The sequence below is a fragment of the Brumicola blandensis genome (assembly GCF_031846165.1).
GTDB lineage: Bacteria > Pseudomonadota > Gammaproteobacteria > Enterobacterales > Alteromonadaceae > Glaciecola > Glaciecola blandensis.
The window spans coordinates 461,973-486,868 of the sequence record NZ_JAVRIE010000002.1 but is presented as its reverse complement, the minus strand read 5'-3'; the positions used below and the strand labels follow the sequence as shown (position 1 = coordinate 486,868).

The following is a 24,896-nucleotide window of genomic DNA, read 5'->3' as shown; positions in this document are numbered from 1 at the left end:
ATTTTTTCTCCATATTTTAAGACTCAATTATGTTATCAAGCTGTGTTATCGGTGCTAGTGGTTATACCGGCGCTGAACTTATTAAAATTATTCATCAGCATCCAGAGTTTGACTTGGCTGCTTGTTTTGTCTCACAAGGCAGCAGCGACGCCAACAAACTTATCGGTGAGGTGCATGCGGTTTTGGGTGGCCAAGGTCTAGGGTCTAAACATCGTTTGCAGATGCAGGAACTTGCCCCCGCACGTTTAAGTGAACTCGCCAATACCTACGATGCTATTTTTTTAGCCACGCCACATGAAGCAAGTCATGACTGGGCTGCCGCCTTGTTAAAAGGTAGCGCCAAAATATTCGACCTTTCTGGCGCATTTCGCTTACCCGACGCATCGGTATTCGCCAAGTACTATGGGTTCCAACATGAACACCCTGAAGTGCAAAAAAAGGCGGTTTACGGTCTTGCTGAATGGTATGAAAACGAAATTAAACAAGCAAAACTCATTGCTGTCCCTGGTTGTTATCCAACCGCCTCTCTTTTGGCATTAAAACCACTCAGTGACGCAAATTTAGTAAAACCGGGACATCGTCCGGTGATCAATGCGACCTCAGGTGTCAGTGGTGCGGGTAAAAAACCGAGTGCAACGACTAGCTTTTATGAAGTGAGTTTACAGGCCTATGGCGTGCTGGGCCACAGACACACACCTGAAATAGATAATTATGCACAAACTCAAGTTATCTTCACGCCTCATCTAGGGCAGTTTAAGCGAGGTATTCTAGCCACTGTCACGGTCGCATTAAAAGAGGGTATCTCTGCAACTCAAGTGGCGCAGGCTTATGAAAAGCAATATGCCGACAAGGCACTCATTCGGCTCCGTAATTCATGGCCAAAAGTAGATGACGTTGCAAACACACCATTCTGTGATATTTGCTGGAAGTTCGACGAAGATAGTGGTTACTTAGTCGTCTCTTCAGCGATAGATAACTTATTGAAAGGCGCTGCCTCTCAAGCTGTGCAATGTGCAAACCTAGCCTTTGACTTCCCTTCCCAGACTGGACTCATTAGCTCATGGACATAAATTCAACCAACATCGTACTTAAAGTCGGTGGTAATTTCTTTGAAGATACCCTGGCCCAAAGCTCTTTTTTCAAGGCGGTTTCTGAACTCAAAAAACAGGGATACAACATCGCTATCGTGCATGGCGGAGGCTCACAACTGCAAACCCAGTTGACGGCCTTAGGTTTTGAATCCAAAAAACACAATGGCTTACGTATTTCACCAGACGAACAAATGCCCGCAGTAGCAGGTGTTTTAGCAGGCACGCTCAACAAGCAATTGGTTTGCATGGCAATGCAGCATGGGCTGTCCGGTGTAGGTATCGCCTTGTGTGACGGTAATTTAGCTCATTGCACGGAAGTAGATAGCACGCTGGGTGCCGTTGGTTATCCACATCCTAAAAGTGCAAAACTCTTACACCAACTAATGCATGCCAATCTAACGCCTATTATTTGCTCTATCGGTAGCAATAATGAAGGACGTTTGTTTAATGTGAATGCGGATCAAGCTGCCACCTGCGTCGCTTCTTTACTTTATGCCGACTTGTTTTTGCTATCCGATGTAGCAGGCGTTTTAGATGCACAAAAAAATCGTATCACACAACTCAATCATCAAACGATTAGCGAACTTACTGCTAACGGAGTCATTGCTGACGGTATGGTAGTAAAAGTGAAAGCGGCACAAGAAGCTGCAAATACCTTACATAAGCCCGTCACCATTGGTAGTTGGTCTGAAGTGAGCAAGTTGCTAGCAGACCTAAAGGAAGCCCAAGGTCAAAACGCAGAATGCGGCCTAAATACTGGTACACAGATCTTACCCGCAAAGGGAGTTAATGAATAATGAAGGACAATACCATGCAAGATTTATTGAGTTTTAGCGATTGGTCACCGCAATCTATGCAAAACCTGCTCGCACTAGCACTTGATTTAAAACAATATCCTGAGAAATATGGAAAGCCACTCGCTGGTAAGTCGGTTGTTGCGATTTTTGAAAAACCGTCGTTACGAACGCGTGTGAGTTTTGATATCGGCGTGAACAAATTAGGCGGTCATTTAGTGTATGTAGATAGCCAAGGCTCCCCTTTAAAAGATCGAGAAGATCCAGTAGACGTCGGTGCAAATTTAGCATGTTGGGCAGATGCTATCGTTTCTCGCGTATACGAGCATCAAACCTTAGTCGATTTGGCGAAAGGGGCAAATATACCAGTCATCAACGCCCTGTGCGATTTATACCATCCATGTCAGGCACTTGCCGACTATCTTGGGATGCACGAAAAACTCGGTGAGTTAAAAGGCAAAACCATGGCGTATATCGGTGATGGCAACAATGTGACTCATTCACTATTGATTGTAGGCGCTTTGTTAGGTGTCAATCAAACTGTCATTACTCCAAAAGGCTTCGAAATATCATCTAAAATCGCCAAACATGCTGCTAAATTGGCCTATGAGAATGGTGTTGATTTAACTATTGCCAATTCCATTGAAGAATTAGGACAGGCCGATATTTTGTATACCGATACGTGGCTTTCAATGGGCGATGATACACCTTTGTCAGAAATAAAAGAAAAGTTTGCTCCGTTCCAAGTAAATGAACGTTTAATGAAAAAAGCCGGCGCAAGCTATGTAATGCACTGCCAACCAGCCCACCGAGATCTTGAAATTACCGGCTCTTTGATGGACAGTGAGCAATCATTACTTATGTTACAAGCAGAAAACAGAATGCATGCGCAAAATGCGATACTCGCTAGCTTGATCGGCGGTGTCACCCTAGCGTAATGTTGAACGCATAAATTATAGAATAAAGTAAGTTGAGCCTATTTAGGGTTCGTATTGAGGAAGAGAAATGGCTTTAAGCAACAACAAAAATCAAATAAAGAAAGTGGTACTTGCATATTCAGGTGGCTTAGACACTTCTGCAATTATGCCTTGGCTAAAAGAAAACTATGATTGTGAAGTCGTTGCATTTGCTGCTGATGTTGGTCAAGGCGATGAAGAGCTAGAAGGGCTTCATGACAAAGCAATCGCCTCTGGTGCAAGTGAATGTCATATTGTCGACTTGAAAGAAGAGTTTGTGCGTGACTTTATCTATCCGACCATAATGACGGGTGCGGTATATGAAGGTGAATATTTGCTGGGTACATCTATGGCTCGCCCTGTGATAGCCAAAGCACAAGTGGAAGTTGCCAGAAAAGTGGGAGCAGACGCGCTCAGCCACGGTTGTACAGGTAAGGGGAACGATCAAGTCCGTTTCGAGGGGGCCTTTGCTGCACTTGCGCCTGACCTGCAAGTTATCGCGCCATGGCGTGAGTGGGACATGGTATCGCGTGAAGACTTACTCGATTACCTCGCCAGTAGAAATATTGCGACAACCGCATCTGCAACCAAAATTTATAGCCGCGATGCGAATGCTTGGCATATCTCACACGAAGGTGGCGAATTAGAGGACCCATGGTGTGAACCCACTAAACAAGTGTGGACAATGACCACGGATCCGGAAGATGCACCAAATAAACCAGAAAGGGTTTCTTTGAGCTTCTCAGAGGGTCGTTTGACTCATGTTAATGGCAAGGCCTTATCGCCTTATCAAGCTTTAGTTGAATTGAACACCCTTGCTGCACCTCATGGCGTTGGTCGAATTGACATTGTTGAAAATCGCCTAGTAGGCATGAAATCTCGTGGCTGCTATGAAACACCGGGCGGCACGGTGATGATGAAAGCATATAAAGCGCTTGAAAGCCTAGTGCTTGATAAATCAGCACTAAAATACCGCGAACAAATTGGTCTGGAATTCGCGCATGTGATGTATGACGGACGCTGGTTTACTGCATTAAATGATTCATTGCTCGCGGGCGCTGAAAGCTTTGCCAAACTCGTCACCGGTGAGATCGTCATTAAACTATACAAAGGACAAGCAACGGTTGTACAAAGACAGTCGCCTAACAGCTTATATTCTGAAGACTTTGCGACTTTCGGCGCGGACGATGTATATGACCAAAGTCATGCCGAAGGCTTCATTCGTTTGTTTAGCCTCTCTAGCAGAATCAAAGCACTCAAACAACAAGGGTAAAGGACAAACATAATGGCATTATGGGGTGGTCGCTTCCAAGCTGGAAGCAGTGATATGTTCAAACAAGTGAATGATTCTTTACCGTTTGATTACGTTATGGCGGTGGAAGATATTTGGGGTTCAATTATTTGGTCTCGTGCGCTCAAAGAAGCTGGTGTATTAAGCGATAGTGAGCAACAACAACTTGAAGATTCGCTTAATGCATTAAAACAGAAAGCTGAAAATGGCGAATTAGACTTTGCTAACTCTCCTGAAGAAGACATTCATAGTTTTGTAGAGGCCGCGCTAACTGCTGAGTTGGGCGATATCGGTAGAAAACTACATACTGGTCGTAGCCGAAATGACCAGGTAGCGACCGACTTTAGATTGTGGTGTCGTTCACATTTAAGCTCGTTGAAAACAGATTGTTTACAGGTAATCCGCGCTCTACTTAAAGTAGCTGCTCGTCATGAAAATGCGATCATTCCTGGCTATACACATTTGCAACGCGCTCAGCCCGTTTATTTTGCACACTGGTGTTTAGCCTATGTTGAAATGCTAAAACGTGATGTGAGTCGAATTGAAGACCTGCAAAAGCGGCTTAATCAATGTCCTTTGGGTTCCGGCGCGCTAGCTGGCACCACGTTCGCAGTAGATCGGCACTCAATCGCAGCACAATTAGGATTTGATTCGCCCTGTTTAAACAGCTTAGACGCAGTCTCAGATCGTGATTTCGTGTTGGAATTGCTGTTCAATGCCAGCACAAGCATGATGCACCTTTCACGTATGGCAGAAGATCTTATTTTCTATAACAGTGGAGAAGCAGGCTTCTTACAACTTGGCGATTCAGTTACGTCGGGTTCTTCTTTAATGCCGCAGAAAAAGAATCCTGATGCTCTTGAGCTCATGCGTGGGAAATGCGGCCGTGTATTTGGTAATTTACAAGCCTTGCTGGTTACCATGAAAGGGCTGCCTTTGGCATATAACAAAGACATGCAAGAAGACAAAGAAGGCGCTATTGATAGCGTTAACCAATGGCATATTTGTTTGTGTATTGCAGTGGAAGTATTAGATAGCCTCTCGTTAAATGAAGAACGTTGCAGACAAGCCGCGCAACAAGGCTACGCAAACGCCACTGAACTTGCTGACTATCTGGTCGCAAAAGGGATCCCATTTAGAACAGCGCACGACATTTCTGGGCAAGCCGTGGTACTCGCCCTCAGTGAAAAGAAAGCGCTAGAAGATCTTAGTTTGGAACAGTTAAAGCAAATTCACGAGCAAATCGACGAAGATGTCTACCCAATGCTAGAACTTGAGTCAGTCTTGAACAAGCGTAATGTGCTCGGCGGCACCAACAAGGAGCTCGTCACTCAAGCACTTTATGTTGAACTAGAACGCCTCGATCAATTGGATGACTAGGTATGGCCTTATCTGATTCTGAAAGCGTTCGTCTATTTAGAAGCTCTGCCCCCTATATCAATGCGCATCGAGGCAAAACCTTTGTGATCATGTTCGGTGGTGAAGCCATTGAGTCTGAGAACTTTGCGAAGATCATTCAGGATATCGCCTTGTTGAATAGCTTGGGCGTAAAATTGGTAATCGTACATGGCGCTCGTCCGCAAATTGAGAAGCGTCTGGCCATTCATAATAAGGCCTCTCGCTTCAAAGACGGAATTCGGGTAACAGACAAAGAGACCTTAGAATGTGTTAAAGATGCTGCTGGCAGCTTACGAAGCCAAATAGAAGCTCTGCTCACAATGGGTTTACCTAATTCACCCATGCACGGATCTCAAATAAGAGTTTGCTCAGGCAATTTAGTGGTAGCCAAGCCATACGGTGTGCAAGATGGCGTTGATTTTGAAAACACTGGCGTCGTGCGCAGAATTGATGTTCAAGGCCTGAATGATCACTTAGACGATGGTTCTATCGTGCTTCTCTCGCCCATGGGTTACTCTCCTACCGGTGAAGTATTTAATCTCTCGCACGAAGACGTTGCTACCAAGGCTGCAATTGCCCTAAAAGCAGACAAAATCATTACCTTTTCTGAATCAGACGGTATTTTTAATAAAAGCGGCAAGCTTCTGAGAACCACTGAACTCAACACAATGAAAAAGGAAGTCGCCCTAGGCAACATTGTTGCAGAAGATACCTGCCTAACAGCGATGTTGGCTTCGGTTGAAGCCGGTGTTCAACGGGCACATTGTGTGAATTACAAGACCGATGGCGTGCTGCTAAAGGAACTTTTCACTCGCGATGGCGCGGGTTCACTGGTACTACAAAATCATTATGAGCAACTTAGAACGGCGACGATCGACGACGTTGGCGGGATTTTAAAGCTAATAAAGCCATTAGAAGAGAGCGGTGCCTTAGTTAAGCGCTCTCGCGAACGCTTAGAACAGGAAATTGATAAGTTCACGATAATCGTACGAGACGGAATGATCATCGCATGTGCTGCACTTTATTTATATCCTGAAGATGCTTGCGGGGAATTAGCATGTGTTGCCACGCATCATGATTATCGAGGTGCTAATCGGGGTGAAAGACTACTGGACGAAATCCGTAAAAAGGCCATACTGAGTGGCTTACAAAAAGTGTTTGTATTAACAACCGTCACAGGCCATTGGTTCCTTGAGCAAGGCTTTGAGGAAAAACACATCGAAGACTTACCCGCTGGGAAAAAAGAAATGTACAACTTCACACGTAACAGCAAAGTGTTCATGCTGTCATTGTTTCCAAACTAAATGACAAGTTTAAGCGAAAAAGAAAAGATGTTGCAGGGTATGGAGTATTTCCCTAGCGACAAAGCATTATTTGCAGACCGAGAAAGCGCAAAAGCCCTCTGTCATGAATTTAACCTCTTTGATATTACTGACAGAAAAGGTAGCCGTGCACTAATTAAACGACTGGTCGGTACATATGCTGGCGCATGGATAGAGCCACCGTTTTATTGTGATTACGGTTATAACATCAAATTGGGTAAGAACTTCTATGCCAATCACGGGTTAGTTATCTTAGATGGTGCCCAAGTCAGCTTTGGCGATGACGTCATGATTGCGCCTGGCGTACTCATTTCAACAGCGACTCATCCACTGGATCCCATCAAACGAACAAAGGGTTTGGAAACAGCCAATCCGATTACTGTTGGTAACAAGGTATGGATAGGGATGGGGGCTAAGATTCTAGACGGTGTGACTATTGGCGATAACGCGGTCATTGCGGCCGGTGCAGTGGTCAATAAGGACGTCGCGGCCAATACGGTCGTTGCTGGTGTCCCCGCCTCCGTTATAAAAACCATAGATTCAACGCATAAAAAAAGCGACTAGGCCCTAGTCGCTTCATTCTTTATTCAAACCAAGAAAACGCTGCTTAGATACTCACACGTTTGTAAGGGCGGTATTCGGCTTTCCAGAAGTTATTTTCAATACGCTGTTCAAGAAGCTCATCAGGGATAGTCAGTGCTAACTCTTGAGCCATAGCCACCTTGGCAACAGCAAAAGCTATCTTTCGACTCAGTCTTCCGATTTCAGTCAATGGCGGTAGCAACTCTCCATTCGGATCGCTCACCATCGGCGACGCATCGGCAAGTGCATTGCTCGCTGCCATTAACATTTCATCACTAATGATACGCGCCTTAGAAGCAATGACACCCAAACCAATACCAGGAAAGATATAAGAATTATTACATTGTGCTATCGGGAATATTCTGTCTTTATAAGCCACCGGCTTAAATGGACTGCCCGTTGCAATGACTACGTTCCCATCAGTCCATTCAATCACTTGCTCTGGACGTGCTTCAACTTGTCGAGATGGGTTACTCAATGGAAAGATAATCGGTTTCTCACACGATTGCGCCATCGCTGTAATAACTTGTTCAGTAAACAAACCGGGTTGTCCAGACACACCAATGAGAATATCGGGTTTCGCGCAATGAACAACATCTAGTAGCGACGCGTACTCACCACTATAACTCCAGTCACTTAAGGCATCTTTGGGCTGCTGCAAGGCGGCTTGGAAATCACGCAGCCCTTCCATACCTTCGGTTAATAGACCAAAGCGGTCAATCATGAAAACATGTCTACGCGCTTGAGCATCGGACAGACCCTCAAAGACCATCTGCTGGACCAACATTTCTGCAATACCACAGCCTGCCGAGCCAGAACCGACAAAGACTACGTTCATATCGGATAGCTTAGCGTTTCGAACGCGACACGCAGCGAGGATAGTGCCCAATGTCACCGCCGCGGTTCCCTGAATGTCATCATTGAAACAACACACATTTGAACGATACTTTTGAAGTAAAGGCATCGCATTAGGCTGAGCGAAATCTTCAAACTGGATCATGACTTCTGGCCAACGTCTTTGCACAGCAGATATAAACATATCTAAAAACTCATCGTACTGTTCTTGGCTGATACGCTCGTGCCTAGCCCCCATATACATTGGGTCATTCAGTAGTTTCTGATTGTTCGTTCCGACGTCTAGCATGACAGGTAAGGTATAGGCTGGGCTGATACCGCCGCAAGCGGTATACAAAGATAGCTTCCCGATAGGAATACCCATTCCGCCAATTCCTTGGTCACCCAAGCCCAGAATGCGCTCGCCATCGGTCACGACGATGACTTTAACTTTGCGCTTTGTAGCATTGCGCAAAATGTCGTCCATTAAGTGACGCTCTTCATAACTAATGAATAAGCCGCGCGACGAACGATAAATATCAGAGAAACTTTCACATGCATCGCCTACCGTTGGGGTATAGATGATCGGCATCATTTCGTCGATGTGGGCCTGCAACAGACGATAGAACAAGGTTTCGTTGTTATCTTGGATAGCACGTAAGTAAATGTGCTTATTCAGTGGGTTTTCGAAGCCTTTGTATTGCTTGTACGCCCGTGATACTTGTTCTTCTATCGTTTCGTAGCGTGGAGGAAGCAAACCCAATAAATTAAAGCTTTTACGTTCTTTTTCAGTAAACGCACTCCCTTTGTTTAGAAGTGGCGTTTCTAATAGAGAGGGACCCGCATGCGGGATATATAGATGATTGTGCTGACTTTGATTGTCGCTCATTCGTTAATTCTCTTATCTGCCGTGTGTTTAATAGTAATTGTTGTACGAAGTCAAAAAACAACCGTCGATGACTTAAAATATCTCTTCAATTTCAGGTTGTTTCTTCTTCTCTTCGTCTATTGGTAATGATAACTCATCATCCACCACATAAGTGGTAGGCTCAGTTCCCGCCCTGAAATACTCGAACATCGAAGTATGGTCATTACGACGGGTAAGCTTGCCTGTTTTGCGATCGATCCTAACACGCACAATACCATCTGGGATCTGTTTAATGACTTCGTCCTTATCTTCCAAGACTGCTTGCATAAAACGTATCCATGCAGGCTGTGCGCCTTTTGCTCCGTCTTCAACCCCTATCATGGCGTTACCAATCCAGTTAAATTTTTCAGGATTCTTATTGATCAGATTTTGGTTGCGAGAAGTTCTACCTAATTGACGCGAAGCATCATCAAAGCCAACCCAGGAAGTGGCTACTAAATTACCCGCAAAACCACTAAACCAGGTATCTTTCGAGTCATTCGTTGTACCTGTTTTACCGCCAATGTCCTCTCGTTGTAGCAAGTTTCTAGCACGCCAACCGGTTCCCAACCAATAGGTTTTATTATTCCAGTTACCATTTGCACGCACCGCACTGCGCATCATTTCGGTGACCAAAAAAGCCGTTTGTGCGCTAATCACTCGCTCCGCTGAGCGTTTTTCTTGCGTTGGATCACCCTTTGTATCGCCAAACTGGTTAAACTCAGCGGCCAATTGCGCTTCAATATCTTCTTCACTGAGCTCGACGTTCTCTTGTATGCTTTCATCGCTTATGCACGGTTCGCAGGCATGAACCGGGTTAGCCTGCCATATCACTTCATCTAAATCATTTTCAATGCGATCAATAAAATAAGGACGAACCGCAAATCCGCCGTTTGCTAGCGTCGCAATGCCTGTGACAACCTCTAGCGGTGTGTGTGAACCCGAGCCGAGTGACAGCGTTTCGTCTCGAGGGATGTCGTCTTTGTCGAAACCAAATCGGGTTAAATAGTCTACTGTTTGGTCTAAGCCGACACCTCGTAACAAACGCACAGAGACAACGTTTTTAGACATGCCTAACGCGACACGCATACGAATCGGTCCATCATATATGGCTGGCGAATTTTGTGGACGCCAAGCAACCCCCGAACTCGCATCCCATTGATTTATAGGAGCATCGTTAATAATACTGGCAATATTGTAGCCATTATCGATAGCGGCTGAGTAAACAAAAGGCTTGATGTTTGAACCCACCTGACGCTTCGCTTGTGTCGCGCGGTTGAACTGACTGTGATAGAAGCTATAACCCCCAACTACGGCCTGTACAGCGCCATTTTCTGGATTCAACGCGACTAAGGCACCACTTGCATCTGGGAATTGTCCGAGTTGCCACACGTCATCTTCAGCTCGCTTTCGGATATATATCAGCATACCTTCTTGCAGGATATCTGAAGCCAGTTCGGGGTCTTCTCCTTGCGCTTGATCATTAATATACGGTCGAGCCCAATCTAAACCGTCCCACGTCAATTCAATACGTTCACCCTCAGCTATAATGACGCTTGCTGAGCGTTCTTGCACGGCTAGCACAACCGCTGGCACGAGAGGTGCAATTTCTTCCACGCTATCAAGATACGCTGTGATTTTTTCTTCTGACCACGCGTCTGGATTAAATCGTGGCGTGTCCTCGAGCAAGGCATCTTGGCTGCTCTCTGTGTTCGCCAGAGGTGGGGTTTCAGTACTTACCGGTTCGACTTCAAGTGGCGGTAAGGCAGGCCATAACTGAGCTAAAGGACCGCGGTAACCGTGCCTTTCGTCATAGTCATGCAGATTTTGTATTACCGCTTCTTGCGCTGCCTTCTGAATTGCATATGGCGCTGTCGCGTACACATTAAAACCGCTAGTTTCAGCAATTTCCTTACCGTAAATTTCAACCATTTCATTGTAGATGAGATCAGCAAGATAAGGTGCATCTAAAGCCAATTCAGCACCATGTTTCTTTGCACTTACAGGGGCTTGCGCAGCTTCATCAAACTGTTGACGTGTAATATAGCCTTCATCTAGCATGCGCAACAACACAATGCGACGACGCTCCTTCGAACGCTCAGGACGACTGATAGGATTTAAGGTTGACGGCGCTTGTGGCAGACCCGCAAGAGTTGCAATTTGTGCAAGATTCAGCTCGTTTAGGTTTTTACCATAATAGACTTGCGCAGCTGCACCAAAGCCAAATGCCCGATGACCTAGTTCAACCTTATTTAGATATAATTCAAGAATTTGCTCTTTGCTTAACTCTTGTTCCATGTGTAAGGCAATAAATAATTCACGTATTTTTCGGCTAAACTTTTTCTCGCGTGTCAAGAAGAATCCTCGAGCCATTTGCATGGTTAAGGTACTCGCTCCCTGCCCTCTCTCCCCCGTTACAACCAAGTTGATAAAGGCCCTCACAACCCCGATTGGATCCACGCCGATATGATCATAAAAACGGCTATCTTCCGTTGCGATCAAGGCCTGTACCAAGGTCTCGGGGACATCATCAAGGGAAACAGGTATTCTTCTTTTCACACCATATTGGGAGATTAACTTGCCATCAGCTGTGAAGATTCGCATAGGTGTTTGTAGCTTTACCTCACGCAAAACTTCGACACTAGGAAGTTCCGGTTTGAGATAAAAATACATACCTATGATGCTAATGACACCTAGAAAAGCGCAGATAATGGTCAGTAATATAAGTCTCTTGATTAACTTCACGGTATTGTTTTCACATTTATTAATTGGGCCAAAACACTCAATTTTTATACCTAGGTGTCGTTAACAGAACCATACAGTTTAAAAATTTCAGTATTATTTGTACCTATGATACTAGAACTACGACAGAGCTACTATTGAATGAAATCGCTTTTTAAGAAAAAAGCCCAAAGTATTATCGGGTTAGACATCGGAACAAAATATATCAAGGCGGTATGCCTAGATGTTAACGGTTCTGTAACTAAAGTAAATGCTTTCGCTTGCGAACCAATCGTAGGGTCCGCCTTTAATGAGCGAGAAATCAAGGATTTCGATGCAGTAAGCAAAGCACTTAAGAAAATCAAGCTTAATTTGAAGACAAAAAACAAGAATGTCGCGATAGCCGTTGCTGGCGCATCAGTCTTAAGTAAGGTTGTCTTTATGGATCCAAACCAAACTGACTTCGAATTAGAGAGTCAAATTGAAATTGAAGCAGATAGCTTAATTCCATACCCGTTGGAAGAAGTATACCTTGATTTCGAAGAGTTAGGTGAAAGTAAGTTGCACAGCGGCAAAGTAGAAGTGTTGCTAAGCGCTGCTCACAAAGACATGGTCGATAGTCGTATCACCTTAGTTCGCGAAGCACCTTATGAGCCAGTCGTGATGGATATCGAAGGTTACGCCCTTGGTAACTCTTTAGTTAACTTCGCTACACATCGCAAAGATCGCCCTACTTGCTGCATTAATGTTGGTGCAAGTTTGTTGCAGGTTTGTTTTGTGGAAGATGGCGAAGTTATATATAGCAAAGAGCATAACTTCGGCATGAATAAATTTGTTCAAGATTTGGCTGTGATTCATTCCTTGGATATTCAAGAAGTTGAGAGCCAAATATCCGATGGAACTGCACCAGAGTCTTGGTTCCGTGACACTTTACCGATGTTTTTATCTGCGCTTCAGCAACAAATTCAGCGCGCATTACAAATGTATGCATCAACTACTCACAAAGCACAACCTGAAAAAGTATTATTAGCAGGGGGTGCAGGTGTCTTGCCTTCTGTAGTTGAGGAATTGACAAAAGACCTTGGTATTGAAGTAGAAGCCTTTAATCCGTTTTCCAACTTAACGATGGGTGACAGTGTTGATGCAGAAAGGCTCAACAAATATGCACCTCAGTTAGCGATTGCGATGGGTTTAGCAAGTAGGAGTTATTCGCAATGGCACATGTAAACTTATTACCTTGGCGTGAAGCTCAACGTCAGCGCCACAAAAAACAATACATTGGCTCTTTAGTCGTGATCTCTATCATTGTATTGGCTATTTTTTGGATGTTGAGTGAAGTAATTCAGCAACAAATCAGAAACCAAAACTCAAGAAACAACTATTTAACACAACAAATCGAAGTGTTAGATCGCCAAATTGAGCGCATCAAAGATATTCGAGATACCAAAAGTGAGATTGCACAGCGCATGGCGCTTATTGAGCAACTTCAGGTGAGCAAAAATGTATCACCTATCGTGTTCGACGAGTTAGCGCGCATCGTTCCTGCTGGCGTTTCTTTTGAGAAGCTATCACGCAACGGCAATGTCATTGAAATCATTGGTATCAGTGAGTCAAACAACCGTTTGTCTTCATTTATGAGAAACCTAGAACAATCAGAAGTATTCACCAGCGGTGTCTTATCTTCAATCACAGCTGACGTAAGCACCACAAATGCAGTCAGCGATTTTAAACTCACATTTTCTATTACTCCTAAGGTCGCTCCGGTTGAGGTGGTTGAAACGGATGAGAAGTCGAAGAAGAAGGGGAATCGATAATGGCTTTTGATTTTTCTAAACTAAAGGAAATCAACGAGTTAGATTTCGAACAAGTGGCTATTTGGCCAAAAGAAATCAAGACTGTTGTAGCTATCTTCTGTGTCATTGTTGTCGGTGCTATTTGCTACTACGCAATCATCAGCAGCAAGTTGCCTATGTTGGATGCAGCAAAGATGAAAGAGGAAGAGTTGCGTGGCACCTTCGAATCTAAATATCGTATTGCGGTCAATCTATCTGCATATGAAGAACAGTTAGTGAGAATTCAAGAAGACTTTTCTTCAATGTTGAAAACCTTACCAACTAGCAACGAAACACCAGGGCTTCTTGACGACATTACTTACGTAGGTACTGATGCGGGACTTTCTTTTAAAGTACTGAATTGGCAAAAAGAAAATCCTAAAGAGTTTTACACTGAATTGCCGATACAGTTAGAAGTAGCAGGCACCTATCATGAGTTTGGTATGTTTACATCGAATGTTGCAAATCTACCTCGTATAGTGACTTTGCATGACTTCGACATTACGTCCAAAAACGGTCAATTAAGTCTGAAAATGCAAGCCAGAACTTACCGAGCACAAGCTTCGCAAGCCGATTCTGGCAAGAAAAAAGGGGGTGACAAATGAAAAAATCACTCGTGCTTTTATTGTCTGCAAGCTTAGCTGCGTGTAGTGCACAAATCGAAGATTTAGTGGCTTACACCGATAGTGTGAAAGCTAATACAAACGTGAGCATTGAAGAGTACCCAGAGTTTGTTCAGCTGGAGCCGGTTGATTACGGCGCAGTTGATTTACGAAGCCCTTTTCAACGCCTACTGCAAAGAAACGAATCGGCACAAACAGTTGAAGTGCAAACCGCAAACTGTGCCCAGCCGAATCGTCAACGCCCTAAGCAGAAGCTAGAAGCTTACGGTATTGATGCACTTCAAATGACTGGTGTCTTTACGATTAACGGTCAAAAGTGGGTTCTAATCAAAGCCAATGATGGCAGTTTACATAAGGCGAAAAAAGGCCAATACCTTGGTTTGTTTTTCGGCAAAATTATTAACATAACGGATAAAGAAGTGGTTATTGAAGAAATGTTACCTGACGGTGCTGGTTGTTGGAAAACGAAAACAGCAACATTAACCATGTCATCAATAACTGGGGAAAATGATAATGTCTGATAAATATATTTTCAACAAGAGACTAAACAGCAACAAACCAAGTTGGTTATTGGTTCTAGCGCTTGTTTTAGCCATTGTCAGCTTGGGTGCTGTAGCTCAAGAGCCTGCTAAATTAGTCGATTTAGTTGACCCTGACGGAGAAACGCAGGTAGCGAACACTGCGACTTTATCCAAGATTGATTTCAATCGTTCAGCTACCACAGGTAATGTGATTATCGGGTTTGATGGCAACTCACCTTCAGTGAACGTGGTTGAAGCAAAAGGAAAAGTCACTTTGACTATGAAAGGTACAGCGCTTGCTGAAGACCAATATGTTGAAGTTGATGTAAGCCAATTCGGCACAGCAGTGAGTAGCATTGAAACTTTCCAAGAAGAAGATACAGCGAAAGTTGAAATCAAGTACTCTGGTGTTGTAAAAGTGAAGAAAATGGAAGATGGCAACGATGTTGTTATTGCTATCACCCCACTTAGCAAAGAAGAAGTTGCTCAGGCTAAAGAAACCGTATACGAAGGTAAGCCGATTTCTTTAGACTTCCAAGATGTTCCAGTACGTCAAGTGCTACAAATCATCGCTCAAGTAAATGGCTTTAACTTGGTAACGACAGATACTGTCAACGGCAATGTCACCATCAGCTTGTCTGGCGTTCCGTGGGACCAAGCACTTGATATGATCTTAAAGATTCGCGGTTTGGATAAACGATTAGAAGGTAACATCTTGTTAATCGCGCCAACTGAAGAGTTAACAGCGAGAGAGACGCAGCAGCTTCAATCAAAGCAACAAGTTCAGAACTTGGCGGAACTCAAGTCTGCAAATGTAGAAATCAACTATGCAAAAGCGGATGAAATCGCAGTTATTTTGAAGTCGACTGACGGTGGTATTCTGTCACAACGCGGCAACGTTACTGTAGATACAAGAACAAATACCTTGCTGATTCGTGATACACAAGAAAGCATAGATGAAGCCCGTCGCGTTATAGAAGCGCTAGATATTCCAGTGAAGCAAGTGTTAATAGAGTCTCGTATGGTGACTGTTCGTGACAATGTTGATGAACAGCTAGGTGTGCGCTGGGGATTCACTGGTGCGGGTGGCAGCAACACGTCTACATCAGGTTCAATTGTTGGTGCTGATACTGCTGGCCAGGGTATTGTTCCTGATATCGGTGACCGTTTGAACGTGAACCTTCCGGTATCAAGTGCTGCGGGTGCTATTGGCTTCCAGATCGCTGACCTTATTGATGGCAACATCTTGGACTTAGAATTGAGTGCACTTGAATCTGAAAATAAAGGTGAAATTATTGCTAGCCCACGTATAACAGTGGCTAACCAGCAAGAAGCCTACATCGAGCAGGGTACAGAAATTCCGTTCGTCCAAGCAACATCAAGTGGTGCAACGTCGGTAACCTTCAAAAAAGCAGTGCTTAGCTTGAAAGTAACGCCACATATCACTCCAGACAACCGAATTATTCTTAATTTAGTTGTGACGCAAGATACTCGAGGTGATACTGTATCGACATCAACGGGTCCTGCCGTTGCAATCGACACGCAAGAAATTAGTACGCAAGTGCTAGTAGAAAATGGTGCAACGATTGTATTAGGTGGTATTTTCCAACAAGTGAGTACTAACGACGTATCAAAAGTACCTCTACTTGGTGACTTACCATTCGTAGGTAACTTGTTTAAGTCGACCACTGCGATTGAACAAAAGCGTGAATTGCTCATCTTCGTAACACCTAAAATTATTGAAGAATCATTCTAATTTGCAGGTGTAAATTAAGCGCTGAAATATTGTGAGAAAAGAGTGACCATACTGTGGTCGCTCTTTTCGTTTTTTAATCCACACTATTTTACATTTCTTATTCATAAGAAAGCTTGCATAACAGGTGGTAACATTGAGATAATCGATTTATAGATTTTCCAGTGAGGAAATTATCCGTTCGCATTGACGAAAAAAATAGATACTCTCGTCAGTGTGGTAGTTCAAGTTGGCACATTCAGTTTCACCATTGCCAACTTCAATCATATACTAAGAATGTGAATTAATCAGACATGGCTGAAAAACGTAACATATTTCTTGTGGGCCCAATGGGTGCCGGCAAGAGTACTATTGGTAGACATCTCGCAGACGAACTTCACCTCGACTTTTTCGATTCAGACCAAGAAATTGAACGACGCACCGGCGCAGACATTGCGTGGATTTTTGATTTAGAAGGTGAAGACGGTTTTAGGAAACGAGAAGAAGATATTATTAATGACCTCACCGACAAGCAGGGTATTGTGCTTGCAACAGGTGGCGGCTCTATCGTTTCAAAAACAGTCAGAAATCGTTTATCTGCCCGAGGGATCGTAGTGTACCTACAAACTACGATAGATAAACAAGTCGCCAGAACGCAGCGTGATAAGCGTCGCCCACTGCTTCAAAACAACGATCCAGAACAGGTTTTAAGAGATCTAGCAGACGAAAGAAATCCGCTTTACACTGAAGTCGCTGATTACGTTGTTGAAACCGATGATCAGAGCGCACGCGCAGTGGCCAACCAGATAATTGGCAAAATTGGTTTGTAAACCCTCTCACGCAATTAAAAATAAGGAAGGAAGCCTCGTTATGCCCACATTAAACCTTGATCTGGGAGAGCGTAGCTACCCTATCTACATTGAAACCGGACTGTTTACGCAGCCCGGTTTTTTGCTGTCTGCGATCAGTGGAAAGCATTGCGCTGTCGTCACTAACGAAACCGTCGCTTCGCTGTACCTTGATACCGTGAAAAAACCGCTTCTTGATGCCGATATCAAATGTATCGATATTATTCTGCCTGATGGTGAGCAATACAAAACACTCGCGTATTTCGAAAAAGTGCTCAGTGCTTTACTTGAAAATGGTGCAGCACGGGACACCACCCTAATTGCATTAGGTGGCGGTGTGATCGGCGACATGGGTGGATTTGCTGCAGCATGCTATCAACGCGGTATCCCATTCGTGCAAGTACCTACAACACTACTTTCACAGGTAGACTCATCTGTAGGCGGCAAAACAGCGGTCAACCATCCCCTTGGTAAAAATATGATAGGGGCGTTCTACCAGCCTAAAGCGGTGTTTATCGATACTAACTCCTTGGTTACTTTACCTGAGAGGGAGTTTTCTGCTGGTATGGCGGAAGTCATCAAATACGGCATTATGTACGATGCCGCGTTTTTTGTTTGGTTGGAACAGAATGTCGCTTTGCTCAGAAATCGCGATGCAGATGCCTTGAGACACGCTATTACCTGCTGCTGCAAAATTAAAGCTGAAGTTGTGAATCTAGATGAAAAAGAGCATGGCGTGCGAGCTTTGCTAAACTTAGGGCATACTTTTGGTCACGCCATAGAAGCAGAAAAAGGCTATGGGAATTGGTTACATGGTGAAGCGGTCGCTGCTGGTATGGTTCAAGCAGCACAATTAGCTCGAATGCGTCAGTGGATATCGCATGAAGATCTGACACGTATTAGTACATTGATTTCTCGATTCGACTTACCCGTTAGCGGTCCGCTTGAAATGACTGCCGAAACCTACATTAAGCACATGAAGCACGACAAAAAAGTGTTATCTGGTACTATGCGGTTTATTGTACCCAATGCGATTGGTCACGCTTTAGTGGTTGATGATGTTAGCAGCGAAGAGCTACAAGCCTTACTCGGATAAGCACTTGCACCCAACAAGGAGATGAAGATAGTTGTCTGAGCTTCAAGATAGGTTGAAACACCTGGTGAATTATTCATCGCAGCTCATTTTTGTGAGCGGGGATACTATTGCTCAGCAACAGCGTTCACTGGAGGATTTCCTTTCCCTACAGCAAGAAAACACAGAAATTTCCTACTTTACTGCAGAACTTTCGATGGAATCTGCCGACCTGCGCCGTATTATTTGCAGACAATTATTAGGCCAAAAAGTAGGGAGTTTTGTTCGTCCGCTTAAAGAGTTACTCAAAGGACTTGTCGACCAACCTGGTCCTTTTCTTTTGTGTATCAAACAATCCCAAATGCTACCAAATGACTTTTTACAAGAGTTATGGGAATGGGTCATAGAAAGTAAGGCTGTATCATCAGACCATCATGTAAACGTCATTTTATTTGGCGAAACTGCATGGGCAGAGAAAGCGAAAAAGTGGCTTCCTAAGAAAAACAGCTCTCGCCCAGTGCTACTCAGTTCAGAGTCTATAGATACCACCACGTTTGATACAAACGCATTGGAAGGCTTAATGGCTGAAAGTAAGCGGCCACTATCATTACGATTTATGGATGATGAAGACCCTGTTCCCTTGGTAACAAAGAAATGGTTTATCAGTTCCGTCTTAGCGTTATTGCTGCTTGTATTTATTGGTATTATGGCCTGGCAATATCCACAACAGATCAAACATCTCCTAAAAACCGGAGAGCTACCAAGAGAAGAGTCAATTGTCGCTGATGAACTCGCAGAAATAAACCAAGTATTAGATCAAAAGCTTCGGCTTGATGAGACTGAGGCCGAACCAGCAATGCCGCAGACGAAAGTTGAAACCGAGGCGCTAATACCCGAGGACCCAATTGATACGGAAACCCCGATTGAGTTGGTGACCTCTTGGCAAGACGCGAAAGAAGCGAGTGAAGAGAAAGTCGCTGATTTAAAACAAAAAATTGACGAAGAAAACCGCCAACAGGCAGAACAAGCTAAGGCAACTGAATCGCAGCAGCCAGATCAATCCGTTGCTGAAGAAGGCGATTTTGCGGTGCCTGATATCATCAGCGTAGAGCAACTCGATCAACAACTTGGTGACTCTTTGCTCGATGCTGAAGACAAAATAGACGACACCGATACACCAGAACAAGGACCAAACTACGAGTTTGATGAGTCAATGTTATTGTCGTTAGAAGAACCCGGCGTTCTGTTGCAATTATCGGGCATCCAAAACCGCAGTGTTTTAAATGAATTTATCACTGACAATAACTTGGAAAATAAAGTTTGGGTCTACCAAACAACACGCTATGGCGGAGCATGGCATGTGGTTGTATTGAATCAACGATTTGATTCCTTAAATGACGCTCGTGCCGCGGTTTCGGGTTTATCACAAAACATCCAGGATACTGAGCCGTTTGCAAAGGACCTCAGCCAAATCAAACTAGAAATAATTCAACGGTAAGCCTTGAATTCTGATAATGTAGCGACCAATGTTGCTTAGATAAAATATGCTGAATAGTCGCTGTGCAGAAAAATATAAAAAATAGAGCCTTTTTAAAATGGGCCGGCGGAAAGTACACTCTCCTTGATAAAATACTGCCACATCTTCCATCTTCATCGATGTACATCGAGCCATTCTTTGGTGCGGGCTCAGTTGCGCTTAATGCCGATTATGATAAGTATCAACTGAACGACATTAACACCGATTTGGTTAATCTTTACCGCATAGTGCAAACCGAGCCAGAGCGCTTCTTACTTGCTCTAACTCCCCTTTTCACACCTGAAACTAATAATGCTGACTTTTATTATCAAAAACGTAAAGAGTTTAACCTCGAGCGCGATTTGTTCAGCCGCGCCATCCTCTTCGTCTATTTGAATCGACATGGATACAATGGTTTATGTCGCTATAATAGTAGCGGTGGCTTTAACGTGCCTTTCGGACGATACGTAAAACCCAAACTTCCGGTTAAAGAGATACAACATTTCGCTAAACGATTCGAAAACGCAGAATTTACTAATCATGACTATCGCAAAGTGATCAGCGAGGCGCCAAAGCATGCGGTCGTCTATTGTGATCCGCCGTATATCCCAATCAGCAAAACGGCGTCATTCACGCAATATGCTAGTGCAGGGTTTAGTTTGGAAGATCAAAGAGAGCTCGCCTTAACTGCTCAGAAGTACGTTCAGGAAAAACAACTTACCGTGGTTATCAGTAACCACGATACCTCACTCTCTCGTGAATTCTATCAAGGCGCTAAAATTAAGAGTTTTCAAGCTAAGCGCTTTATCAGTCAAAATGCACTAACGAGAAAGCCTGTAAAAGAGCTCATTGCCATATTTGCACCCAAATAAAAGGCATAGCTCATCAAATTGTAGTTTCGGCTTCAACCCTTTTCACTTTTGCCGTACACTTAGCGCTCACTCAGTATATAAAATCACCAGACAAGACCAACATGATACGAATTCGCGGCCTACTGTCGAAAACACTTTTACTCGTAACCATTGTCGCGATCGTTTCTTTAGCTGCCTCTTATGGCTTCGTAACTGCCCAACAAAGTAAGCGATTTGAAGCGCAAATTGAGGAAGTGCAGTACGGACATCTTAGAGTTTCTCACCTGCTCTTTGATCAACAGTTAGAAGAACTCAGACTGCATGCTGAAGAGCTGATAAGTCTGAGTACGCTCAGTCGTAAAACACCTGAAGAAGGTAAACTCTATTTCCAAGAAATTTGGAGTCGCCTGCAAACGAGCTACTCGCTTTCTTCTTTGTCCCTCAGCGATGGTGATACACGATATCAATTTGGCAGTTTTCCAAGCAAATACATTGAAAGCATGCAAAAGGAAACGATACGCACAGGAAACGCGCAATCAGCTATTATTTGTCATCTTGAGTGTGAATTATCTACATCAGTACCCATCACATTTAATCACAGTACTTGGACACTCACATTAATTGCTGATTTGGCACAATCGGTCGAGTTTCTCAATTTGATAACTGGTAGTAACGTAGGGATCTTAGCTCCGTCTGAAGCGCCAGTTACTAGTGAAACTTCTTTGAAACGTTATATTACCGAAATAATCACCGGCGCAGGTGAGCTGGAGCCTCTGTTAAATACAGACCTCAGCGAGTCACAGTTTGAACAATTAGAAAATAGTGGTTTAAGGCTAAGCGTTAATAATAGCGAATACTTTGTCTGGTTTGAGCAAATAGATAGTATCGCCTATCCATTTAATGTCATGTTTATCCGTGAAATTAGCGACCTTATAAATCAACAAACAGCTCAAAAGCAACAAGTCATATTGATTTTTGTCACCGTGACCTTGGGGATACTATTAACGCTAATAACCTTTTCTATTATTCCTATTTCTCAGATCAATAAACTTCGACGTGCAATTTCCTTGATCGCAAGCAAAGAGTACAACACCGCTAGATATCGTTTAGGTCAAAGAAAGGACCGCCGCTTCAACGATGAGCTATATGATCTGGAAGATGAGTTTCGCAATGCTATTGATATGCTAGAGAGCTATGAGCATGAATTAGATGTGTCCCAGAAACGCTTGGTTAGACAAGCCACTATCGACAGCACCACAGGCTTATACACGCGTAATGTGTTGGTTGACGACTTACAAGTTATCGGCAAGAAAAATACAGCTCACAATGTGGCTATTTTCTTCTTAGATCTTGATGGCTTCAAACCAGTAAATGATAACTTAGGCCATGAAGCTGGCGACATCATGCTGAAAAAGATTGGTTATCGTTTGAAAGGAGTATCGAATAAATTCATTAAGGTCTACCGGATTGGGGGTGATGAGTTTGTTATCTGCTACACTAATTATGATGCTAAGGATGCATTGCTTGAAATGGCTGAATCGGTTGTCCAACTATTCGCCGCACCATTTCATATTTATGAGACCAATATCACTATTAGCGCGAGTATTGGTATTGCTACTCAAGACGCAAGCTCAATTGATGCTGATAAGTTGCTTCGCTATGGTGATATCGCGATGTATCAAGCAAAAGAAGAAGGTAAAAATCGCTTTAAGTTCTTCGATGAATCGATGGAAGAAAAAGCACAATTACGCTTTACGATCAAAAATGACTTCGCTAACTCTCTTGCCGAAAATCAATTATTTTTAGTCTATCAACCAATAGTTGATAGCAGCTCTCGCAAAGTGACGAAGCTTGAGGCTCTCTGTCGATGGCAACACCCAGAACTAGGATTCATTCCTCCACCTACCTTCATAGATGTATTAGAAGAAAGCGAAAACATGAACAGGCTGTTTGAATGGATCGTGCAATCAGTTATTAGAGAAGTTGCTTTCTTAGATGAGATACAACGAGATGATATTATTATTTCTGTAAATTTAAGCTCATCTCAACTGGTGAATGACCGCGCAATTGAATTTTTGAAAGAAGAGTTAGAAAGATGCCGAATCAATCCAAATCGTATTGAGCTGGAAATAACCGAGACCACTTTAATCACCAATTTTCAACAAGCAAAGTTTTGGATTGAGTACGCTACTGACCTTGGCTTTAGAGTAGCCATCGACGATTTTGGTGCAGGCTATTCATCCTTATCCTATCTTACAGCGTTTAATTACAACACGGTGAAGTTAGACCGCTCTTTGTTAGACAAAATAGATGTCGATGAACGTCAACAAAGGATTGTAGGATCGCTAACACAAATGATACATAGTTTGTCTGTACCGATTGTTGCTGAGGGCGCTGAAACAGAAGCACAATTTGAAGAATTGCGTAAATTGGGTTGCGACTATATTCAAGGCTATCTTATCTCTAAACCCATTAAACACGACGACTTAGTGATTTTTTTACAGAATGAATCCGATAGGGCCTAAAATTGGGTAGGCATAAATTATGTTTACGTTAAAAAGTTCACTAGTACAATTAATGAGACCACAAACAAAACAACTATCACAATACCTGTGATGATATAGGGCAAGGCTGAACGTTCAGCAAAATCATTTTCATAATTTTGTTGCGACTGTACGCCTAACATACTAGCCAATACGCTCTTAATAACACCAAACATCTTTTTCAATATCCATCTCCTAAACCCAAGCGACAGCGGTTTGCCAAGCAATGTGTGCAAAACATAGTGACTGTCTTAAGAGTAGCGCAGAAATTAAGAGCGTGAAAGCAGCTCAAGTAAATCAAGGTAATGAAGTTGAGTCGAATCCGATCGATTCATTAGCCAAGCGACCCAACTGAGTTGTTTTTCAATTGTAGTACACTCAATGAAATTACTTGTAATCGCGCTTGTGGAGATTTCAGAAGTATTACCGTTCGGAAGCTCTTGTGCCGTGTATTCATGCATTAAACATGGCACTTTGGCTGAGTGGGCGTGAGTCATTGACAAATAAAAGCAAAACACGATACCGAGCACGGCAGCAATGCTTTTTACTTTTGCTATTTTGTCAAATTGACGAGGTTGACTCATGCTCTTCCCTAGCTGACCGGCGTAAAACCATCATTGAAGTTAATGATGAGAGTAATAGACCGATGCTATCGGTTAATATTTGCACTAAGTATAGCGCAAAAATTTGACTCTACAATATTAAAATTTTGTCATAAAAAAACTCCCGTATGCAAATTAACACACGAGAGCTTTTATTCAGCTAAGTCAGTCTTTAGCTTATAGCTCGAATGACTTGCTGATAGAAAAGTATAGTGACTCGCTGTCATCTAAGTCTGATCCGCTGATCACAAGACCAACACCAACATCGAATCCACCAATTTCAGTGCCATATGCGATTTCGCCATACTCACCTTCAGCATCTTGACCGTAAGATCCGATAGTCGCAGACCAACCACCGCTTTCAAGGCCAAGTGTAATTAGAGAGTAATCACCTTCTGTTGCGTCTTCATTACCAACGACACCGTCCCATTTACCTTGAACGTAACCAACAGAGAACAAACCAAAACCAGCTCCTAGACCAATTTCGTTGTATGCGCTATCGAAGTCGCCTGTGTACTGATAAGTGGTAAAGTTGGCATCTAAAGTAATGCCGCTTTCAAGCTCAACACCGTAACCTGCATAAAGGTCGACTTCCAAACCGTCTTCAACTTCCGCAGTCCACGCACCAGCGTAAAAACCAGTTGAACCAGCATAATCAATACCAGCACTTGTTGATGCTGATTCTGTTTGTTGAATACCACGGAAGTGATAATCAGACACAACACCAATATTTGCCGACCATTCCGCCATTGCAGAATGACTCGCTAAGGTGCTTGCTAAAAGTGTTGCTGCCAAAGCAGTGCGTTTAAATGTTCTCATGTGAGTTCTCCATAAAGTTTTTATATTTTTTCGCGATTTTA

Annotated in this window: 22 protein-coding genes; 17 read left to right on the top strand and 5 right to left on the bottom strand. The window is 43.4% G+C overall.

The features are described from left to right. The first annotated feature begins 29 nt into the window (after nucleotides 1–29). The 7 genes from argC (at nucleotide 30) to RM544_RS07315 (ending at nucleotide 7,416) form a co-directional block, all read left to right on the top strand. On the top strand, nucleotides 30–1,070 hold the full coding sequence (gene argC, locus RM544_RS07345) for an N-acetyl-gamma-glutamyl-phosphate reductase (RefSeq protein ID WP_311361113.1): 1,041 nt from the start codon (nucleotides 30–32) through the stop codon (nucleotides 1,068–1,070). Next, nucleotides 1,061–1,888, top strand: coding sequence for an acetylglutamate kinase (argB, locus tag RM544_RS07340; RefSeq protein WP_311361112.1), 828 nt, complete (start codon nucleotides 1,061–1,063; stop codon nucleotides 1,886–1,888). The genes argC and argB overlap by 10 nt, the downstream gene beginning before the upstream one ends. Continuing rightward, nucleotides 1,888–2,823, top strand: coding sequence for an ornithine carbamoyltransferase (locus RM544_RS07335; RefSeq protein WP_311361111.1), 936 nt, complete (start codon nucleotides 1,888–1,890; stop codon nucleotides 2,821–2,823). The genes argB and RM544_RS07335 overlap by 1 nt, the downstream gene beginning before the upstream one ends. A 67-nt stretch (nucleotides 2,824–2,890) precedes the next feature. Next, on the top strand, nucleotides 2,891–4,114 hold the full coding sequence (locus tag RM544_RS07330) for an argininosuccinate synthase (RefSeq protein WP_311361110.1): 1,224 nt from the start codon (nucleotides 2,891–2,893) through the stop codon (nucleotides 4,112–4,114). A 12-nt stretch (nucleotides 4,115–4,126) separates the two neighbouring features. Next, complete coding sequence (gene argH / locus RM544_RS07325; RefSeq protein ID WP_311361109.1) at nucleotides 4,127–5,512, top strand: argininosuccinate lyase; 1,386 nt, start codon at nucleotides 4,127–4,129, stop codon at nucleotides 5,510–5,512. Between the two features lie 2 nt (nucleotides 5,513–5,514). Next, on the top strand, nucleotides 5,515–6,834 hold the full coding sequence (argA, locus tag RM544_RS07320) for an amino-acid N-acetyltransferase (protein WP_311361108.1): 1,320 nt from the start codon (nucleotides 5,515–5,517) through the stop codon (nucleotides 6,832–6,834). Beyond that, nucleotides 6,835–7,416, top strand: coding sequence for a sugar O-acetyltransferase (locus tag RM544_RS07315; RefSeq protein WP_311361107.1), 582 nt, complete (start codon nucleotides 6,835–6,837; stop codon nucleotides 7,414–7,416). Between the two features lie 43 nt (nucleotides 7,417–7,459). Here RM544_RS07315 and RM544_RS07310 read toward each other — a convergent pair whose 3' ends face one another. Next, nucleotides 7,460–9,157: an NAD-dependent malic enzyme gene (locus RM544_RS07310; RefSeq protein WP_311361106.1), complete on the bottom strand. Its 1,698-nt coding sequence runs from the start codon at nucleotides 9,155–9,157 to the stop codon at nucleotides 7,460–7,462. A gap of 72 nt (nucleotides 9,158–9,229) precedes the next feature. Beyond that, nucleotides 9,230–11,920: a penicillin-binding protein 1A gene (locus RM544_RS07305; protein ID WP_311361105.1), complete on the bottom strand. Its 2,691-nt coding sequence runs from the start codon at nucleotides 11,918–11,920 to the stop codon at nucleotides 9,230–9,232. A gap of 138 nt (nucleotides 11,921–12,058) precedes the next feature. Between RM544_RS07305 and pilM the strand changes: the two genes are divergently transcribed. The 10 genes from pilM to RM544_RS07255 all read left to right on the top strand — a co-directional run bounded on the left by pilM (nucleotide 12,059) and on the right by RM544_RS07255 (nucleotide 23,416). Continuing rightward, nucleotides 12,059–13,123, top strand: coding sequence for a type IV pilus biogenesis protein PilM (pilM, locus tag RM544_RS07300; RefSeq protein ID WP_311361104.1), 1,065 nt, complete (start codon nucleotides 12,059–12,061; stop codon nucleotides 13,121–13,123). Beyond that, nucleotides 13,111–13,710: a PilN domain-containing protein gene (locus tag RM544_RS07295; RefSeq protein WP_311361103.1), complete on the top strand. Its 600-nt coding sequence runs from the start codon at nucleotides 13,111–13,113 to the stop codon at nucleotides 13,708–13,710. Before pilM ends, RM544_RS07295 begins: the two co-directional genes overlap by 13 nt. Beyond that, the gene (locus RM544_RS07290; protein ID WP_311361102.1) at nucleotides 13,710–14,333 is read left to right on the top strand and encodes a type IV pilus inner membrane component PilO; all 624 of its coding nucleotides are present in this window, start codon (nucleotides 13,710–13,712) and stop codon (nucleotides 14,331–14,333) included. The genes RM544_RS07295 and RM544_RS07290 overlap by 1 nt, the downstream gene beginning before the upstream one ends. Next, nucleotides 14,330–14,872, top strand: coding sequence for a pilus assembly protein PilP (locus RM544_RS07285; RefSeq protein WP_311361101.1), 543 nt, complete (start codon nucleotides 14,330–14,332; stop codon nucleotides 14,870–14,872). The genes RM544_RS07290 and RM544_RS07285 overlap by 4 nt, the downstream gene beginning before the upstream one ends. Further along, nucleotides 14,865–16,628, top strand: a complete 1,764-nt coding sequence (locus RM544_RS07280) for a type IV pilus secretin PilQ (protein WP_311361100.1) — start codon at nucleotides 14,865–14,867, stop codon at nucleotides 16,626–16,628. Before RM544_RS07285 ends, RM544_RS07280 begins: the two co-directional genes overlap by 8 nt. A 290-nt stretch (nucleotides 16,629–16,918) precedes the next feature. After that, nucleotides 16,919–17,434 (top strand): shikimate kinase AroK, encoded by a 516-nt coding sequence (gene aroK, locus RM544_RS07275; RefSeq protein WP_311361099.1) that lies wholly within the window; start codon nucleotides 16,919–16,921, stop codon nucleotides 17,432–17,434. Nucleotides 17,435–17,474: 40 nt separating this feature from the next. Beyond that, a complete protein-coding gene (aroB, locus tag RM544_RS07270) occupies nucleotides 17,475–18,548 on the top strand; it encodes a 3-dehydroquinate synthase (RefSeq protein ID WP_311361098.1) in 1,074 nt (357 codons plus the stop codon). 31 nt (nucleotides 18,549–18,579) lie between these two features. Then, nucleotides 18,580–20,022, top strand: coding sequence for an SPOR domain-containing protein (locus RM544_RS07265; RefSeq protein ID WP_311361097.1), 1,443 nt, complete (start codon nucleotides 18,580–18,582; stop codon nucleotides 20,020–20,022). A gap of 62 nt (nucleotides 20,023–20,084) precedes the next feature. After that, entirely contained in the window at nucleotides 20,085–20,912 is an 828-nt protein-coding gene (locus RM544_RS07260; protein WP_311361096.1) for a Dam family site-specific DNA-(adenine-N6)-methyltransferase, read from the top strand. Between the two features lie 101 nt (nucleotides 20,913–21,013). Next, nucleotides 21,014–23,416 carry a putative bifunctional diguanylate cyclase/phosphodiesterase gene (locus RM544_RS07255; RefSeq protein ID WP_311361095.1) on the top strand — a complete coding sequence of 801 codons (2,403 nt, stop codon included), beginning with the start codon at nucleotides 21,014–21,016 and terminating at the stop codon, nucleotides 23,414–23,416. Nucleotides 23,417–23,439: 23 nt separating this feature from the next. On the opposite strand, the gene RM544_RS07250 is transcribed toward RM544_RS07255, so the two are convergent. The 3 genes from RM544_RS07250 to RM544_RS07240 all read right to left on the bottom strand — a co-directional run bounded on the left by RM544_RS07250 (nucleotide 23,440) and on the right by RM544_RS07240 (nucleotide 24,855). After that, nucleotides 23,440–23,610, bottom strand: a complete 171-nt coding sequence (locus tag RM544_RS07250; RefSeq protein WP_311361355.1) for a DUF2970 domain-containing protein — start codon at nucleotides 23,608–23,610, stop codon at nucleotides 23,440–23,442. Between the two features lie 93 nt (nucleotides 23,611–23,703). Beyond that, a complete protein-coding gene (locus RM544_RS07245) occupies nucleotides 23,704–24,018 on the bottom strand; it encodes a hypothetical protein (protein ID WP_311361094.1) in 315 nt (104 codons plus the stop codon). Between the two features lie 195 nt (nucleotides 24,019–24,213). Further along, nucleotides 24,214–24,855: a TorF family putative porin gene (locus RM544_RS07240; protein WP_311361093.1), complete on the bottom strand. Its 642-nt coding sequence runs from the start codon at nucleotides 24,853–24,855 to the stop codon at nucleotides 24,214–24,216. Nucleotides 24,856–24,896 lie beyond the last annotated feature (41 nt).

Bases quoted from the DNA above. Each gene is read 5' to 3' on its own strand.
- RM544_RS07290 (WP_311361102.1), top strand. From the start codon at position 13,710: ATGGCTTTTGATTTTTCTAAACTAAAGGAAATCAACGAGTTAGATTTC.
- argC (WP_311361113.1), top strand. From the start codon at position 30: ATGTTATCAAGCTGTGTTATCGGTGCTAGTGGTTATACCGGCGCTGAA.
- RM544_RS07245 (WP_311361094.1), bottom strand. From the start codon at position 24,018: ATGAGTCAACCTCGTCAATTTGACAAAATAGCAAAAGTAAAAAGCATT.
- RM544_RS07285 (WP_311361101.1), top strand. From the start codon at position 14,330: ATGAAAAAATCACTCGTGCTTTTATTGTCTGCAAGCTTAGCTGCGTGT.
- RM544_RS07330 (WP_311361110.1), top strand. From the start codon at position 2,891: ATGGCTTTAAGCAACAACAAAAATCAAATAAAGAAAGTGGTACTTGCA.
- RM544_RS07310 (WP_311361106.1), bottom strand. From the start codon at position 9,157: ATGAGCGACAATCAAAGTCAGCACAATCATCTATATATCCCGCATGCG.
- RM544_RS07335 (WP_311361111.1), top strand. From the start codon at position 1,888: ATGAAGGACAATACCATGCAAGATTTATTGAGTTTTAGCGATTGGTCA.
- RM544_RS07240 (WP_311361093.1), bottom strand. From the start codon at position 24,855: ATGAGAACATTTAAACGCACTGCTTTGGCAGCAACACTTTTAGCAAGC.
- RM544_RS07315 (WP_311361107.1), top strand. From the start codon at position 6,835: ATGACAAGTTTAAGCGAAAAAGAAAAGATGTTGCAGGGTATGGAGTAT.
- aroB (WP_311361098.1), top strand. From the start codon at position 17,475: ATGCCCACATTAAACCTTGATCTGGGAGAGCGTAGCTACCCTATCTAC.
- RM544_RS07250 (WP_311361355.1), bottom strand. From the start codon at position 23,610: ATGTTTGGTGTTATTAAGAGCGTATTGGCTAGTATGTTAGGCGTACAG.
- pilM (WP_311361104.1), top strand. From the start codon at position 12,059: ATGAAATCGCTTTTTAAGAAAAAAGCCCAAAGTATTATCGGGTTAGAC.
- argH (WP_311361109.1), top strand. From the start codon at position 4,127: ATGGCATTATGGGGTGGTCGCTTCCAAGCTGGAAGCAGTGATATGTTC.
- argA (WP_311361108.1), top strand. From the start codon at position 5,515: ATGGCCTTATCTGATTCTGAAAGCGTTCGTCTATTTAGAAGCTCTGCC.
- argB (WP_311361112.1), top strand. From the start codon at position 1,061: ATGGACATAAATTCAACCAACATCGTACTTAAAGTCGGTGGTAATTTC.
- aroK (WP_311361099.1), top strand. From the start codon at position 16,919: ATGGCTGAAAAACGTAACATATTTCTTGTGGGCCCAATGGGTGCCGGC.
- RM544_RS07255 (WP_311361095.1), top strand. From the start codon at position 21,014: ATGATACGAATTCGCGGCCTACTGTCGAAAACACTTTTACTCGTAACC.
- RM544_RS07280 (WP_311361100.1), top strand. From the start codon at position 14,865: ATGTCTGATAAATATATTTTCAACAAGAGACTAAACAGCAACAAACCA.
- RM544_RS07295 (WP_311361103.1), top strand. From the start codon at position 13,111: ATGGCACATGTAAACTTATTACCTTGGCGTGAAGCTCAACGTCAGCGC.